We start from the raw sequence: 13,896 nt of genomic DNA, 5'->3' as shown, positions 1-13,896 counted from the left end.
GTTTGCTTCAGCTGAGGTCGGCAATGCCGACCGGCTGCGTGCGATACGGTTTGTTCTTGAACTTGACGATGTTCAGCTTGTTGGTGGTGTTCACGCCCGGGTAGCCGATCATCTTCCAGGCCATCTTGTCGCGGTTACCGCCATAGATCGGGTCGGAGAACATGGCTTCATAGAACATCTGCAGCAGCTGCGCGAAATACGGCTTGGCCGGCACGCCGTTCGGCAAGGCGATCTTGCCTGCCTGCAGGTCCTTGAGCAGCTGCTCCCTGGCCTCGGACGGCAGGGCATCGAAGGGCTTCTTGAAGGTCGCCTGGCAGTAGTCGGCCAGGCCTTCGGTGCCGGCGCGGAACAGGGCGGCGGGGGTCATGGCCAGCTGGTAACCCTGGTTGGCACTGCCTTGCCTGAAGGGGCCTTGCAGGTAGAGGCGGTCGCCCTGGCCCCAGTTGCCGGCGAGGGCACGGTCGAAGTAGATGTTCAGGCCCATGTCGACCCCGTTCGGGGTGTACTGGTCGGCCGGGCACATGTGATTGACCAGCGCTTCGACGAATGCCTGCTCGCCGGGACGCAGCCATTCGTAGCCGGCCGGCGCTTCCGCGGCGGCGGCGGGGGCGGCGGGCTGTCCGTTGGCCGCCTGGGCCTTTCCGGTGAGAGGCAGGGAAGCGCTCGCTGCGCCGGCCGCGCCGACCAGTGACTTGATCAGGAAGTCGCGACGCGGCTTGGGTTGGGTAGGGTCGGTCATGCTGTTTGTATCCTGTGAAAACGGAGGACAGGAAGGCCCGGCAGGAAACACCGATGCCTTGCTGTAAATATGAAATTTTAAACGGCCGGAAGAAACAAAATTTCCCTTGGGCATCATAAACCGGTTTTATGCCCATGCATATCGGGTGTTGCGCCGATGCCGACACATACAAATTTTATGTTGCTATGCGGAAATTATTGCGGCATATTCCGGACCTGACAGCGGGGCCTCCCGTTATTGAACACTGGTGCCGTGCGACGGCGGATTGCGTACATGTAAATGATGAAAAACCTCAACATCGGCAAAAAGATTGCGCTCGTCTTCGCAATCGTCCTGCTCTTTTCGATTGCAACTACCGGCGTCGGACTTTGGCAGCTGAACAGGATGACGGCATCGACCAAGGAACTGATGGCCTTGCCACTGGCCAAGGAAAGGCTGGTCAGCGACTGGTACCGCACCATCTACGGCGGTTCGCGCAGGACGCTGGCAATCGCGAAGAGCAGCGACAATGCGCTGGTTGCGTTCTTTGCCGAAGATTCGGCGACGGGCAGCAAGGAAGCCGGCGAAATCCTGAAAAAGGTGAAGCAGCTGCTGACCTCGCCGGAAGAGGCCAAGCTGCTGCAGCAGATCGCCGATGCGCGTGATTTCTACAACGTCCAGAAAGCCGCGGTGACCAAGGCCAAGGAAATGAACGATGTCGAGACCGCAACGCACGTGCTCGAAGAGAAGTTCATCCCGGCTTCGGCCAAGTACCAGGGCTTGCTGCGTGACATGGTCGACATGCAGCGCAAGGCCATCGACGCCAGCGCAGCGCAGGCCGAGCAGGCCGCGGCCGCCAGCCTGCGCATGCAGACCGCGCTGAGCGTGATGCTGGTGCTGCTGGTGGTCGCCTGTGGATGGCTGCTTCGCAGCAGCATCGTCAAGCCGCTCGAAACCGCGATCGGGATCGCGCGCCGCGTCGCCAAGGGCGACCTGACGGCGGATATCCAGGTCACATCCAGGGACGAGGCCGGACAACTGCTGGAAGCGCTGCGCGCGATGAATCACTCGCTGCGCGAGCTGGTGCATAGCGTGGTCCAGGGCGCCGGCAATATCGCCCGTGCGAGCGACGAGATCGCCGCGGGCAACCTCGAACTGTCGTCGCGCACCGAGCAGCAGGCCAGCTCGCTCGAAGAAACCGCTTCGTCGATGGAAGAGCTGACCTCGACCGTCAAGCAGACCTCGGACAATGCGCGCCAGGCCAATCAGCTGGCCGCCTCGGCAAGCGAAGTGGCGGCCAAGGGCGGCGCGGTGGTGCACCAGGTGGTCGAAACGATGGGGCTGATCGATACCTCGTCGAAGAAAATCGTCGACATCATCGCTGTGATCGACGGTATCGCCTTCCAGACCAATATCCTGGCGCTGAACGCCGCGGTGGAGGCGGCCAGGGCGGGCGAGCAGGGCCGCGGCTTCGCCGTGGTGGCCGGCGAGGTGCGCAACCTGGCCCAGCGTTCGGCTGCCGCCGCCAAGGAGATCAAGACCCTGATCGATGCCTCGGTCGGCAACGTGGAAACGGGAAGCGCCCTGGTGGCCAAGGCCGGCACCACGATGGGCGAGATCGTGGCGAGTATCCGCCGCGTCACCGATATCATGGGCGACATCAGCGCCGCCACCCGCGAGCAGACCCTCGGCATCGAGCAGATCAACGAAGCGGTCAGCCAGATGGACCAGACCACCCAGCAGAATGCCTCGCTGGTGGAGGAGGCTGCGGCGGCCTCCGAAACCCTGCAGAAGCAGGCTGCGGACCTGTCCGACGCGATGCGCGTATTCAAGCTGAAAGACATGCCGGCCCAGCCGGCTCAGTCGGTCCGGTCGCCGGCGCCGGCGCGCAAGGCACTGGCAGCCGCGGCGCCCGCAGGTCCGGCGGCACGGGGCCGCAACCCGGAACCGGCTGCGGAGGCGTGGGAAAGCTTTTGACCGGTAAATCGATGGGTACGGATGCCGATCGGTTAAGATTGCAACAAATACCTTGACCGATCCCATGACCCAAAGCTTCTTCCAGACCTTCATCCTGCTCCTGCTCGTTACCGACCCCTTCGGCAACGTTCCCCTGTTCGTCACCGCGCTGAAGGAGGTCGAACCGGCCCGCCGGCCGCGCATCGTGGTGCGCGAATGCGCGATCGCCTTCTTGCTGCTGCTGGTCTTCATGTTCTTCGGCCGGCACTTCCTGGAAGCGCTGCACCTGACCGACATCTCGCTGCGCATCGGCGGCGCGGTGATCCTGCTGATCATCGCGATCCGCATGATCTTCCCGCATCCGGACGGCGTGCTGGGCCGCAGCGAAGGCGGTGAGCCCTTCATCGTGCCGCTGGCGATCCCCGCGCTGGCCGGCCCCTCGGCGCTGGCCACCGTGCTGCTGTTCACCTCGCAGACGACGGCGGAAGTGATGGTCCACGTGGCCGCGCTGGCCGCCGTCGGCCTGGTCTGGCTGGCCGTGTTCCTGGCGGCGGAGCGCCTGCAGAAGGCGCTCGGCGCCCAGGTCATGACCGCCTTCGAGCGCCTGATGGGCCTGATCCTGACGGCGATGTCGGTCGAGATGCTGCTGGGCGGCGTGCGCGCCTTCGTCAAGACGCTCGGCGAGTAAGGCCGCATGCGGACCTCGATGCACCAGCCGCAAGGCGAACTGTCCGAGGTCCTGTACGGGATCGGCTTCATGTCGACCCTCGACGAGCCCTGGCCGCCGCCGCAGCCCCACCTGAACCGCTTTCCGGCGATGGTCCATTGCAGCCTGAGCCTGATCCTCGACGGCGCCATCGCCATGGCGGCGGAGGAGGGCGGCACGCGCGCCCTGTCCGGCCTGCTGGTCTCGGGGCCGCGCACGCGCCCGGTCACGTCGCTGTCGCTGGCGCCGGTGCGATCGCTGTCCGCGATCTTCTATCCCGATGCCTTCGCCCTCCTGACCGGCATCGCGCCGGTCCGTCTGCAGGACCGCGACGAGCCGGCCGCCGGCTGGCTGGACGCCGATTGGGAAGCCTGGCCGCGGGCCCTGGCGGACCTCGACGAGGCCGCGCAGACCGCATGGATCGAGGCGTGGATTGCCGCGCGCTGGCGCGAGCGCCGCGCCGGCTGGGACGCGGCGCTGGGCCGCAGCCTGCGCCGTATCGCCAGCCACGAAGGCGTGGCGGAGACGGCGCGCACGCTCGGCGTCGGCGAGCGCCAGGTGCAGCGCCGCTACCGCGAGCGGATCGGTGTCACGCCGGCCCAGGCGAGGCGCCTGCAGCGCATGAACGAAGCCGTCTACGCCCTGCGCGACCCGGCCGCGCCCAAGGAGACGCTGGCCGCGCTGGCGGCCGAACTGGGCTACGCCGACCAGGCCCACATGGCGCGCGAACTGCGCGAACTGGCCGGCCTGCCGCCTTCGCGCCTGGAAGAAAGTATCGCTTCCGACCGCGATTACTGGGCTTACCGGCTGTGACGCGACGGTCACGATGACGATGTCGGATTCGTACAAGCCTCGCCCCGGCTAGCAGGCCGACAATCATGCCTTCGACAAGCAAGGCATGACATGAAGATCACTTTCCTCACCTATGGCACCGACGGCGACACGCGCCCGCTGGCGGCGCTCGCCAGAGAACTGATCCGGCGCGGGCACGAAGCCCGGCTGCTGGCCGACCGCGCCTGCGCCCCGCTGGCGCGCGAACACGGCATCCCGTTCACGGCCCTGGCCGGCGACATCCGCAAGGCGGTGCAGCCGGGCGGCACGCTCGCCAAATCCATCGACGGCCGCGCCGACATGTCGCGGGTCGCGCGCGCCTGCGCCCGGCTCGCGCGCGAGCACACGACGGCGTGGATGGCGACCGCGCGCACGGCGGCCCAGGGCAGCGACGTGCTGGTGTTTTCCGGCCTGGCGGCCTTCGTCGGCCTGGCCGTGGCCGAGGCCCTCGCCATTCCCTGCATCGGCACCGCGCTGTGGCCGCTGACGCCCACGCGCGAGTTCGGCGCCGCCTTCCTGCGTCCGCGCAGGCTGCCCGGCTGGGCCAACCGGCTGACGCACCAGGCATTCAACAGCCTGACCTGGGCGATGTTCCGGCCGGCCGTGAACGCGGCGCGCAGGGACGTGTTCGGGGCGGCGCCGCGCCGGCGCCTGTGGAAGGGCTATCCGACCCTGTACGGCTGTTCGCCGGCCCTGCTGCCGCGTCCTGACGACTGGCCGGCCGAGGTCGAGCTGACCGGCAGCTGGCAGCTTCCCGCCGCCGCCGGGTGGCAGCCGCCGGCATCGCTGTCCGCCTTCCTGGCCGCCGGCGAGGCGCCGGTCTACATCGGCTTCGGCAGCATGGCGGGCATGGATCCCCAGACGCTGCTGGAGACGGTTTGCGGAATCGCCGCCACCCGTCGCGTGCTGTTCTATCCCGGCTGGAGCGGCGTCGACCTGTCGCGGTTGCCGCCGGACGTCTTGGTGCTGGGCGACACGCCGCACGAATGGCTGTTCCCGCGCACCGCCGCGGTCATCCACCACGGCGGGGCGGGGACCACGCATGCGGCGGCGCGCGCCGGCGTGCCCTCGGTGGTGGTGCCGTTTGCCGGCGACCAGTTCTTCTGGGCCGGGCGCCTGCGTGCGCGTGGAATCGGCCTCACCTGCCCGATGGAGGAATTCGCCGGCGCCGATCCGGCCGCGCTGATTGCCGCCGCCTGCGCGCCGGCCATGCGCGAGCGGGCGCACGAGGTAGCGGAGGAGATGGCGCTCGAAGATGGCGTCGGCCGCGCCGCCGACCGCATCCTGGGCGGCATTGCACGCCTGCCGTTGCCCTAGGGGCGGGCGGGGTGTATCCTGCGCCGGCATCCATCACTACGAAAGAACAAGAACATGAAACAGCTGCTTTCCGTGTGCGCCCTCGGCCTGGCGCTTTCCCTCACCCTGGCCGGCTGCAAGCGCGGCCACGCGCCTTCCGCGGCGCCGTCCGACGCGACCCCGATCGCCATGCAGAAGATCGATACCGTGACCGGCACCGGCAAGGAAGCGGTGGCCGGTTCCACCGTGGTCGTCAACTACACGGGCTGGCTGTACGCGCCGAGTGCCCAGCTGCAGCACGGCGCCCAGTTCGATTCCTCGATCGGCCGCGAACCCTTCAGCTTCCGCCTCGGCGCCGGCCAGGTCATCCCGGGCTGGGACCAGGGCGTGCAGGGCATGAAGGTGGGCGGCAAGCGCACCCTGATCGTGCCTGCCGCGATGGGCTATGGCGAGCAGGGCGCGGGCCCGATTCCGCCGAACAGCAACCTGATCTTCGATGTCGAGCTGCTCGACGTCCAATAAAGCGCTTTACATCGTCGGTTCGTAATTGCTGTGCCAGCGGTGGCCGTTCTGGCGGCGGCTGCAGGCCGTCATCCTGATGCCGGTCTGCAGCGCTTCCAGGCAGCGGGTGGCGCCGGTTTCGCGATTGGTCAGCAGCATCTGGCGCGGCACGTCGCTCAGGCGCTCGATCGTCCATTGCTGGCTGTCGGCGCGGCTGCAGGGCTCCATCACCAGCACGTTCTTGCGGTCGTTCGGGTGCGCCGCCAGGCAGACGGTCTCGCCGTCCGCCACCGTGTGGAATTTGTCGAAGCCCGGCAGCTCGCCGCGGGTGGCGAACCATTGCTGCGTCGGCGATTTATTGCAGGCCATCATGGCGACGTCGGGACCGGCCGTGCCGAGGCAGCGGCCACGGCCGTCGAGTTCGTTCTGCAGGTAGTTGACGTCGGGCGCGGCAAAGGCCGGCGCCGCTGCGGCCTCGAGGAGGATCAGCACTGCGGCGGCAATGAATCGGGCTTGCATGGTGATGTCCTTTCTTTCGGGTTAGTCTGCCTCAACATTAACACGGAGAAAGGGTGAATAGCGTTGTCGCTTGTACAAATACTGCACCTCGGCAATACTAGTGCCACCCTTTCCCAACCAGCAGAGCAAATCCCGATGACTTCCATTCTTTCGCGCGCCGCACTTGCCTTTGGACTGAGCCTGGCCCTCGGTCCTGCCATCGCCCAGGCTGCGGCCATCCCCAAGGCTCCGGTGGCCGCCGCCGCCAGGCCGCTGCAGAAAACCGACACCGTCGTCGGCAAGGGCAAGGCCGCCGCGGCCGGTTCCACCGTGACCGTGCACTACACCGGATGGCTGTATTCGCCCAAGGAGCCGGGCCAGCATGGCCTCCAGATCGACAGCTCGGTCGGCGGCGAGCCCTTCACCTTCCAGCTCGGCGCCGGCAAGGTCATCAAGGGCTGGGACGAGGGCCTGGTCGGGATGAAGGCGGGCGGCAAGCGCACCCTGGTAGTGCCGGCCGCGCTCGCCTACGGCAACAACGGCGCGGGGCCGATTCCGCCGAACGCCAACCTGATTTTCGACGTCAGCCTGCTCGACGTGAAATAAGGCAGCGGCAGCCCCAGCCCGAACCGCAGGCTCCGCGAGGACCTGCGGTTTTTTCTTGTGCATTTACTGTCGGAAAAATTTACAACTGGTAAGTATTCGTGAAGTGCCGTTTCCGTATGTCATTAATTTTTAAGCATCTTTTCTTTCTGGCATAGTTCCTGCATGCACTATCCGCGCGAGCTTACAAAGTGCCGCAGACATAACGCTGTTACTACAAAGGATAAAAAATGCGTAATCGGAAACTGTCGTTCAATAAGCTGTTGGGTATCACCATCGCCACCGGCGCACTCTTCGGGATCAGCGGTGCCGCGCAGGCAGGCATCGCCGGTGCAATCAATACCCCGGTCATTACCGCCGGCGCACTGCCGGATACCCCGGCCGCGCACGTCGATCCGAACGTGTCGTCCTCGAAGTTTTCCGGTGTGGTCGCAATCCAGATCCAGTACGGCAACGATTACTACATCTGCTCCGGCGCCCTGGTCGGCAAACGCCAGGTCATCTCGGCCGGCCACTGCGTCGACCAGTATGGCGACGGCAAGGTCATCGACCTGAAGAATCCGAACAACAGCGTGCTGGTCGCCTTCAACAGCAACGGCACCTACAACTCGATCATCTCGGCCTCGAAGGTCTCGATGAATCCGGATTACCAAGGCTTCAACAACTGCCCGGACGGCAGCAAGGGCTGCGTGAACGACGACATCTCGGTGATCACCCTGAGCAAGGACGCACCGGCCAGCGCCAAGATCTACAAGGTCGCCACCACCGAGCTGGTCGCCGGCTCGCACATCATCATGGCCGGCTACGGCACCTCGGGCGACGGCATCAACGGCCATTACGTCGCTCCGCGCTACGACACCAAGCGTGTCGGCGAGAACGTCACCGACTATTTCGAGGGCGACGACGAGGGCATCAAGAGCGGCAACGAAGTCTATTATGCCGACTTCGACGGCAACGGCAAGGACACCTTCTGCACCTACTTCAACATCTGCACCGTGGCGCTGCCGAACGGCGTCGAAGCCGGCATCGGCGGCGGCGATTCGGGCGGTCCGTCCTTCGTCGAGCTGTACGGCGAGCTGATGGTCGTTGCCAACAACACCTTCGAAACCCGCCTGTTCGCCAGCCAGGTGGCCGGCACCTTCGGCACCCTGTTCGGCGGCATCATCCTGGGTTCCTACGTCGACTACCTGCACCAGGCAACCGACGGCAACATCACCTTCGTTCCGGAACCGGGCAGCCTGGCGCTGCTGGCCCTGGGCGGTGCGATGCTGGGCGGCCTGCGCCGTCGTCGCAAGCAGTAATCTGCACGTGCATGAAGAAAGCGGCCCGCGGGCCGCTTTTTACTTTGGGGGGGGCGATCAAGGCTTACTTGCCCAGAATCGACACCACATTGTCCGCCCCCGGCGCCCCGAAAGCCTGCTGCTTGAGCACATGCAGCTGGTCCCGAACCTGGGCCGCCTTCTCGAACTCGAGGTTCTTGGCATGGTCGACCATGAGCTTCTCGAGGCGCTTGATCTCTTTCGAGATCTGCTTCTCGCTCATGCCTTCGATCTTCGCGGTCTCCTCCGCCTCGGCCATGTTCTTGGCCGCGGCGGCGCTGTAGACGCCGTCGATCATGTCCTTGATCTTCTTGTTCACACCCTTCGGCGTGATGCCGTTCGCTGCGTTGAAGGCGATCTGCTTGGCGCGGCGGCGTTCGGTCTCGTCGATGGCTTTCTTCATCGAGTCGGTGATCTGGTCGGCGTACAAAATCGCGACGCCGTTCAGGTTACGCGCGGCGCGGCCGATGGTCTGGATCAGCGAGCGCTCGGAACGCAGGAAGCCTTCCTTGTCGGCGTCCAGCACGGCCACCAGCGAGACTTCCGGCAAGTCCAGGCCCTCGCGCAGCAGGTTGATGCCGACCACCACGTCGAAGGTGCCCAGGCGCAGGTCGCGCAGGATCTCGACGCGCTCGACGGTATCGATGTCGCTGTGCAGGTAGCGCACCTTGATGCCGTGGTCGCTCAGGTATTCGGTCAGCTGCTCGGCCATGCGCTTGGTCAGCGTGGTCACCAGCACCCGCTCGTCCTTGGCGATGCGGTCGGTGATCTCGCCCATCAGGTCGTCGACCTGCGAGCGCGCCGGGCGCACGATCACCTGCGGGTCGACCAGGCCGGTCGGACGCACCACCTGCTCGACCACGTTGTCGGCGTGCTCCTTCTCGTAATCGGCAGGCGTTGCTGAGACGAAAATGCACTGGCGCATCTTGTTCTCGAATTCCTGGAACTTCAGGGGCCGGTTGTCCAGCGCCGAGGGCAGGCGGAAGCCGTAGTCGACCAGATTGGTCTTGCGCGAACGGTCGCCGTTGTACATCGCGTTCAGCTGGCCGATCATCACGTGCGACTCGTCCATGAACATCAGCGCGTCTTTCGGCAGGTAGTCGATCAGGGTCGGCGGCGGTTCGCCCGGCATCGCGCCGGACAGGTGGCGCGAGTAGTTCTCGATGCCCTTCGTGAAGCCGACTTCGGCCAGCATCTCGAGGTCGAAACGGGTGCGCTGCTCGAGGCGCTGCTCTTCCAGCAGCTTGCCCTGTTCGCGGAAGAATTCGAGGCGGTCGCGCAGCTCGGCCTTGATCGAGTCGACGGCTTTCAGGACGGTGGCGCGCCCGGTCACGTAGTGCGAGCCCGGATAGACGGTGAAGCGCGGGATCTTCTGGCGTACCTTGCCGGTGAGCGGGTCGAACAGTTGCAGCGATTCGATCTCGTCGTCGAACATCTCGACGCGGATCGCGAGTTCCGCGTGCTCGGCCGGGAAGATGTCGATGGTGTCGCCGCGCACGCGGAAGGTGCCGCGCGCGAAGTCCATCTCGTTGCGCGTGTACTGCATCTGGATCAGGCGGGCGATCACGTCGCGCTGCGCGACCTTGTCCTTGGCCCGCAGGGTCAGCACCATCTTGTGGTACTCGTCCGGATTACCGATACCGTAGATGGCCGAGACGGTGGCGACGATGACGACGTCGCGGCGCTCCATCAGCGACTTGGTGCAGGACAGGCGCATCTGCTCGATGTGCTCGTTGATCGACGAGTCCTTTTCGATGAACAGGTCGCGCTGCGGCACATAGGCTTCCGGCTGGTAATAGTCGTAGTAGGAGACGAAGTACTCGACCGCGTTCTGCGGGAAGAACTCGCGGAACTCCGCGTAGAGCTGGGCCGCGAGCGTCTTGTTCGGCGCGAAGACGATCGCCGGACGGCCCGCACGGGCAATCACGTTGGCCATGGTGTACGTTTTACCGGAGCCTGTTACGCCCAGCAGCGTCTGGTACATCAGGCCGTCGTCGATGCCCTCGACCAGGCCCTGGATCGCGGTCGGCTGGTCGCCGGCGGGAGGGAAGGGCTGGTGCAGCTTGAACGGAGAATCCGGGAAAGTGATGACGGTGGGCGCGGGGGAATTTGCGACCGATAGTTCTGCCATGAGTTCAGACCTTTGCTAGAATGGGAATCCGCCTGCGGCACTGCAACATCCAAGCCGCTGTCTATACAACCGCTGCGAACCCAGCCGACAAACCAGAGTTTATCACGATGAATTCCACAGTTCCTGCCAGCATCTTCGGCGCCATCGCCATGGCCCCACGCGACCCCATCCTGGGCATTACCGAAGCCTTCAATGCAGATACCAATCCGGCCAAGATCAATCTCGGCGTCGGCGTCTACTACGATGACAACGGAAAAGTGCCCCTGCTGGAATGTGTACGCAAGGCGGAAGCGATGCTGATGGAACAACCTGCGCCCCGCACCTATCTGCCGATCGAAGGCCTGGGTGCGTATGACAAGGCTGTGCAAGAACTCGTATTTGGGGCCGACAGCGCGGTAATTCAAGAGAAGCGTGCGGTCACCGTGCAAGCCCTCGGCGGCACCGGCGCACTGAAGATCGGCGCCGACTTCCTGAAGCGTTTCTCGCCGGGCTCGGCGGTCTACATCAGCGACCCGAGCTGGGAAAACCACCGCGCGCTGTTCGAAAGCGCCGGCTTCGACGTCAACAACTACAGCTACTACGATCCGGCCACCCACGGCGTGAATTTCGAAGGCATGCTGGCCTCCTTGAAAGCGATGCCGGAAGCTTCGATCGTGGTCCTGCACGCCTGCTGCCACAACCCGACCGGCGCCGACCTGACGGCCGACCAGTGGGGCCAGGTGATCGACGTGGTGCGCGCGAACGGCCTGATCCCCTTCCTGGACATGGCTTACCAGGGCTTCGGCTCGGGCATCGCCGAAGATGGCGCCGTGGTGCGCCGCTTCGTCGACGCCGGCGGCCCGCTGCTGGTGTCGAACTCGTTCTCGAAATCCTTCTCGCTGTACGGCGAGCGCGTCGGCGCGCTGTCGGTCGTGCTGGCATCCAGCGAAGAAGCGGCGCGCGTGATGTCGCAGCTGAAGCGCGTGGTGCGCACCAACTACTCGAACCCGCCTGTGCACGGCGGCAAGGTCGTCGCCACCGTGCTGTCGACCCCGGAACTGCGCCGCCTGTGGGAAGAGGAACTGGCCGGCATGCGCGTGCGCATCAAGGAGATGCGCGAAGAGCTGGTGAAAAAGCTGGCCGAGAAAGCGCCGGGCACGGACTTCGGCTTCGTGCGCCAGCAGGTCGGCATGTTCTCCTATTCCGGTCTGACCAAGGAGCAGGTGGGCAAGCTGCGCGAGGAATCGATCTATGCCGTGGACACCGGCCGCATCTGTGTTGCCGCGATGAATTCAAAGAACATCGATCGGGTCGTTGACGCGATCGCAAAAGTTCTCTAAACTCTTGGCTCTTCCGATTCAGCACGCATGAATTGGAAGAGCAAGTAGGCAATTCCCTGATAGCTCAGTCGGTAGAGCGACGGACTGTTAATCCGCAGGTCCCTGGTTCGAGTCCAGGTCGGGGAGCCAGGTTTCAAGCCTCGGCGAGGCATGCACGGTTGGAAACTCACTCTGTGCAAGTCGCGATGGGGAAGCTATAATAGCAACATCAATTCCCTGATAGCTCAGTCGGTAGAGCGACGGACTGTTAATCCGCAGGTCCCTGGTTCGAGTCCAGGTCGGGGAGCCAGAATTCAGAAGAGGCCGCTTCAGTCGAAGCGGCCTTTTTTTCGTGGCTTGCTCGTGTGGCCGGCTCATTTGATCTACTCTTCCTCTCCGGCGCGGGCGCCAAGCTGTCCGGCGGCCGCTGGAAGCGGCCCGGCAATGCCATGCTCTACTGTGCCACGACCATTTCGCTGGCCGTGCTGGAAACTTTCAACCACATCAAGGCGGGCGGCCTGCCGCTGAGCCGTTATCTGGTGGAACTGTCCATTCCCGATGCGGTCTGGGACAGGGCGCGCCGGCTGGATGCGCCGCCGGTCGGCTGGGATGCCATGCCGGCGGGCAAGGTGAGTCTGGACGCGGGCGACGGCTGGATCAAGGCCAATGGCAGCGCGCTGATCTTCGTACCCTCGGTCGTCGTCAACGAAGAGTTCAACGTGCTCGTCAATCCCGCGCATCCGGACACCAGGCTGATCACGGCCCGGAAAGTCCGGAAGTGGAGCTACGACCCCAGGCTGACGCTTAGTTCTTCTTGCCGGATACCGGCTTGACCTTGCCGGCCGCCTCCAGCGCACGCTGGCGCGCGGTCTCGATATCCGGCGCGGTCGCCAGCGCCACGCCCATGCGGCGGCGCGCGAAGGATTCCGGCTTGCCGAACAGGCGGATGTCCGAACCCGGCACCCGCAGCGCCTCGGCCACGCCTTCGAAGGCGATGCCGGCCTGCTCCAGCTGGCCGTAGATCACGGCGGAGGCGCCCGGCGCGCGCAGTTCCGGATTCACCGGCAGGCCGAGGATAGCCTTGGCATGCAGTTCGAACTCGCTCTGGACCTGGGTCGCCATGGTCACCATGCCGGTGTCGTGCGGACGCGGGCTGACTTCCGAGAACCACACCATGTCGCCCTTCACGAACAGCTCGACGCCGAACACGCCGCGGCCGCCCAGGCTGGCGGTGACCTTGCTGGCGATCTCGCGCGCGCTCTCCAGGGCGCGCGGGCTCATCGGCTGCGGCTGCCAGGATTCGACGTAGTCGCCGTGGACCTGCTTGTGGCCGATCGGCTCGCAGAAGCCGGTGACGATCTCGCCGTTGCCGTTCGACGAGCGCACGGTCAGCAGGGTGATCTCGTAGTCGAAATCGATGAAGCCTTCGACGATCACGCGGCCGGCATCCACGCGCCCGCCGGCGGCCGCGTAGTTCCAGGCGTTCTCGACGTCATCCATGCTGTCCAGTTTCGACTGGCCCTTGCCGGATGAGGACATGACCGGTTTCACGACGTTCGGAAAGCCGATCTCGGCGCAGGCCGCCTTCAGCTCGTCGAGGCTGCTGGCGAAGCGGTAGGGCGAGGTGGCCAGGCCCAGTTCCTCGGCGGCCAGGCGGCGGATGCCTTCGCGGTTCATGGTCAGCTGGGCGGCGCGGGCGGTGGGGATGCAGGTGATGGCACCTAGCGCTTCGAGCTCGGCCAGCTTGCTTGTCGCGATCGCCTCGATTTCCGGCACGACCAGGTCGGGCTTCTCTTGTGCGATCAGCGCGGCCAGGGCTTCGCCGTCGGTCATGTCGATCACGTGGGCGCGGTGCGCGACCTGGTGGCCCGGCGCGTCGGCATAGCGGTCGACGGCGATCACTTCGACGCCGAGGCGCTGCAGGGAAATGATGACTTCCTTGCCGAGCTCGCCGGAGCCGAGCAGCATCACTTTCGTGGCGGAGGGAGACAGGGGCGTACCGAGGATGGGTGCTTTCGTCATTGCAGTGGATGGTGTGG

13 protein-coding genes and 2 tRNA genes are annotated in these 13,896 nt (G+C 65.2%); 11 read left to right on the top strand and 4 right to left on the bottom strand.

Going from position 1 to position 13,896, the window contains the following annotated elements; all coding sequences use genetic code 11:
- Positions 1–7: 7 nt before the first annotated feature.
- Complete coding sequence (locus AC1DOP_RS10785) at positions 8–739, bottom strand: gluconate 2-dehydrogenase subunit 3 family protein (RefSeq protein ID WP_442121873.1); 732 nt, start codon at positions 737–739, stop codon at positions 8–10.
- A 282-nt stretch (positions 740–1,021) separates the two neighbouring features.
- Here AC1DOP_RS10785 and AC1DOP_RS10780 point away from each other — a divergent pair, with 282 nt between their 5' ends.
- The 5 genes from AC1DOP_RS10780 (at position 1,022) to AC1DOP_RS10760 (ending at position 6,029) form a co-directional block, all read left to right on the top strand.
- Positions 1,022–2,695 carry a methyl-accepting chemotaxis protein gene (locus AC1DOP_RS10780; RefSeq protein WP_442121971.1) on the top strand — a complete coding sequence of 558 codons (1,674 nt, stop codon included), beginning with the start codon at positions 1,022–1,024 and terminating at the stop codon, positions 2,693–2,695.
- Between the two features lie 64 nt (positions 2,696–2,759).
- Complete coding sequence (locus tag AC1DOP_RS10775; protein ID WP_442121872.1) at positions 2,760–3,362, top strand: MarC family protein; 603 nt, start codon at positions 2,760–2,762, stop codon at positions 3,360–3,362.
- Positions 3,363–3,368: 6 nt separating this feature from the next.
- The gene (locus AC1DOP_RS10770; protein WP_477251035.1) at positions 3,369–4,193 is read left to right on the top strand and encodes a helix-turn-helix domain-containing protein; all 825 of its coding nucleotides are present in this window, start codon (positions 3,369–3,371) and stop codon (positions 4,191–4,193) included.
- A 90-nt stretch (positions 4,194–4,283) separates the two neighbouring features.
- On the top strand, positions 4,284–5,528 hold the full coding sequence (locus AC1DOP_RS10765; RefSeq protein ID WP_477251033.1) for a glycosyltransferase: 1,245 nt from the start codon (positions 4,284–4,286) through the stop codon (positions 5,526–5,528).
- A 54-nt stretch (positions 5,529–5,582) separates the two neighbouring features.
- Complete coding sequence (locus tag AC1DOP_RS10760; protein WP_442121869.1) at positions 5,583–6,029, top strand: FKBP-type peptidyl-prolyl cis-trans isomerase; 447 nt, start codon at positions 5,583–5,585, stop codon at positions 6,027–6,029.
- A 6-nt stretch (positions 6,030–6,035) separates the two neighbouring features.
- Here AC1DOP_RS10760 and AC1DOP_RS10755 read toward each other — a convergent pair whose 3' ends face one another.
- Positions 6,036–6,527: a hypothetical protein gene (locus AC1DOP_RS10755; RefSeq protein WP_442121868.1), complete on the bottom strand. Its 492-nt coding sequence runs from the start codon at positions 6,525–6,527 to the stop codon at positions 6,036–6,038.
- A 135-nt stretch (positions 6,528–6,662) separates the two neighbouring features.
- Between AC1DOP_RS10755 and AC1DOP_RS10750 the strand changes: the two genes are divergently transcribed.
- Positions 6,663–7,112 carry an FKBP-type peptidyl-prolyl cis-trans isomerase gene (locus AC1DOP_RS10750; protein WP_442121867.1) on the top strand — a complete coding sequence of 150 codons (450 nt, stop codon included), beginning with the start codon at positions 6,663–6,665 and terminating at the stop codon, positions 7,110–7,112.
- A gap of 227 nt (positions 7,113–7,339) precedes the next feature.
- Positions 7,340–8,410, top strand: a complete 1,071-nt coding sequence (locus AC1DOP_RS10745) for a trypsin-like serine protease (protein ID WP_442121866.1) — start codon at positions 7,340–7,342, stop codon at positions 8,408–8,410.
- Between the two features lie 64 nt (positions 8,411–8,474).
- Here the strand turns inward: AC1DOP_RS10745 and uvrB are convergent, their stop codons facing one another.
- The gene (uvrB, locus tag AC1DOP_RS10740) at positions 8,475–10,559 is read right to left on the bottom strand and encodes an excinuclease ABC subunit UvrB (RefSeq protein WP_477251029.1); all 2,085 of its coding nucleotides are present in this window, start codon (positions 10,557–10,559) and stop codon (positions 8,475–8,477) included.
- 107 nt (positions 10,560–10,666) lie between these two features.
- On the opposite strand from uvrB, the gene AC1DOP_RS10735 reads away from it, so the two are divergent.
- From AC1DOP_RS10735 to AC1DOP_RS10720, 4 genes are all read left to right on the top strand, one after another.
- Entirely contained in the window at positions 10,667–11,878 is a 1,212-nt protein-coding gene (locus AC1DOP_RS10735) for an amino acid aminotransferase (RefSeq protein ID WP_442121864.1), read from the top strand.
- A gap of 53 nt (positions 11,879–11,931) precedes the next feature.
- Positions 11,932–12,007, top strand: a tRNA-Asn gene (locus AC1DOP_RS10730).
- An 84-nt stretch (positions 12,008–12,091) separates the two neighbouring features.
- Positions 12,092–12,167: transfer RNA gene (locus AC1DOP_RS10725), tRNA-Asn, on the top strand.
- A gap of 55 nt (positions 12,168–12,222) precedes the next feature.
- Positions 12,223–12,690, top strand: a complete 468-nt coding sequence (locus AC1DOP_RS10720; protein ID WP_477251027.1) for an RES family NAD+ phosphorylase — start codon at positions 12,223–12,225, stop codon at positions 12,688–12,690.
- Here the strand turns inward: AC1DOP_RS10720 and purT are convergent.
- On the bottom strand, positions 12,662–13,879 hold the full coding sequence (purT, locus tag AC1DOP_RS10715) for a formate-dependent phosphoribosylglycinamide formyltransferase (RefSeq protein ID WP_477251025.1): 1,218 nt from the start codon (positions 13,877–13,879) through the stop codon (positions 12,662–12,664). The genes AC1DOP_RS10720 and purT overlap by 29 nt on opposite strands.
- Between the last annotated feature and the right edge of the window lie 17 nt (positions 13,880–13,896).

This window comes from Massilia sp. 01N410 (genome assembly GCF_056399665.1).
Note: the sequence above shows the minus strand (reverse complement) of the source record. Positions and strands in the feature narration are given on the sequence as shown.

Coding starts and splice junctions, on each gene's coding strand:
- AC1DOP_RS10785 (WP_442121873.1), bottom strand. CDS start 739: ATGACCGACCCTACCCAACCCAAGCCGCGTCGCGACTTCCTGATCAAG.
- AC1DOP_RS10755 (WP_442121868.1), bottom strand. CDS start 6,527: ATGCAAGCCCGATTCATTGCCGCCGCAGTGCTGATCCTCCTCGAGGCC.
- AC1DOP_RS10775 (WP_442121872.1), top strand. CDS start 2,760: ATGACCCAAAGCTTCTTCCAGACCTTCATCCTGCTCCTGCTCGTTACC.
- AC1DOP_RS10765 (WP_477251033.1), top strand. CDS start 4,284: ATGAAGATCACTTTCCTCACCTATGGCACCGACGGCGACACGCGCCCG.
- uvrB (WP_477251029.1), bottom strand. CDS start 10,559: ATGGCAGAACTATCGGTCGCAAATTCCCCCGCGCCCACCGTCATCACT.
- purT (WP_477251025.1), bottom strand. CDS start 13,879: ATGACGAAAGCACCCATCCTCGGTACGCCCCTGTCTCCCTCCGCCACG.
- AC1DOP_RS10745 (WP_442121866.1), top strand. CDS start 7,340: ATGCGTAATCGGAAACTGTCGTTCAATAAGCTGTTGGGTATCACCATC.
- AC1DOP_RS10735 (WP_442121864.1), top strand. CDS start 10,667: ATGAATTCCACAGTTCCTGCCAGCATCTTCGGCGCCATCGCCATGGCC.
- AC1DOP_RS10760 (WP_442121869.1), top strand. CDS start 5,583: ATGAAACAGCTGCTTTCCGTGTGCGCCCTCGGCCTGGCGCTTTCCCTC.
- AC1DOP_RS10780 (WP_442121971.1), top strand. CDS start 1,022: ATGAAAAACCTCAACATCGGCAAAAAGATTGCGCTCGTCTTCGCAATC.
- AC1DOP_RS10750 (WP_442121867.1), top strand. CDS start 6,663: ATGACTTCCATTCTTTCGCGCGCCGCACTTGCCTTTGGACTGAGCCTG.
- AC1DOP_RS10770 (WP_477251035.1), top strand. CDS start 3,369: ATGCGGACCTCGATGCACCAGCCGCAAGGCGAACTGTCCGAGGTCCTG.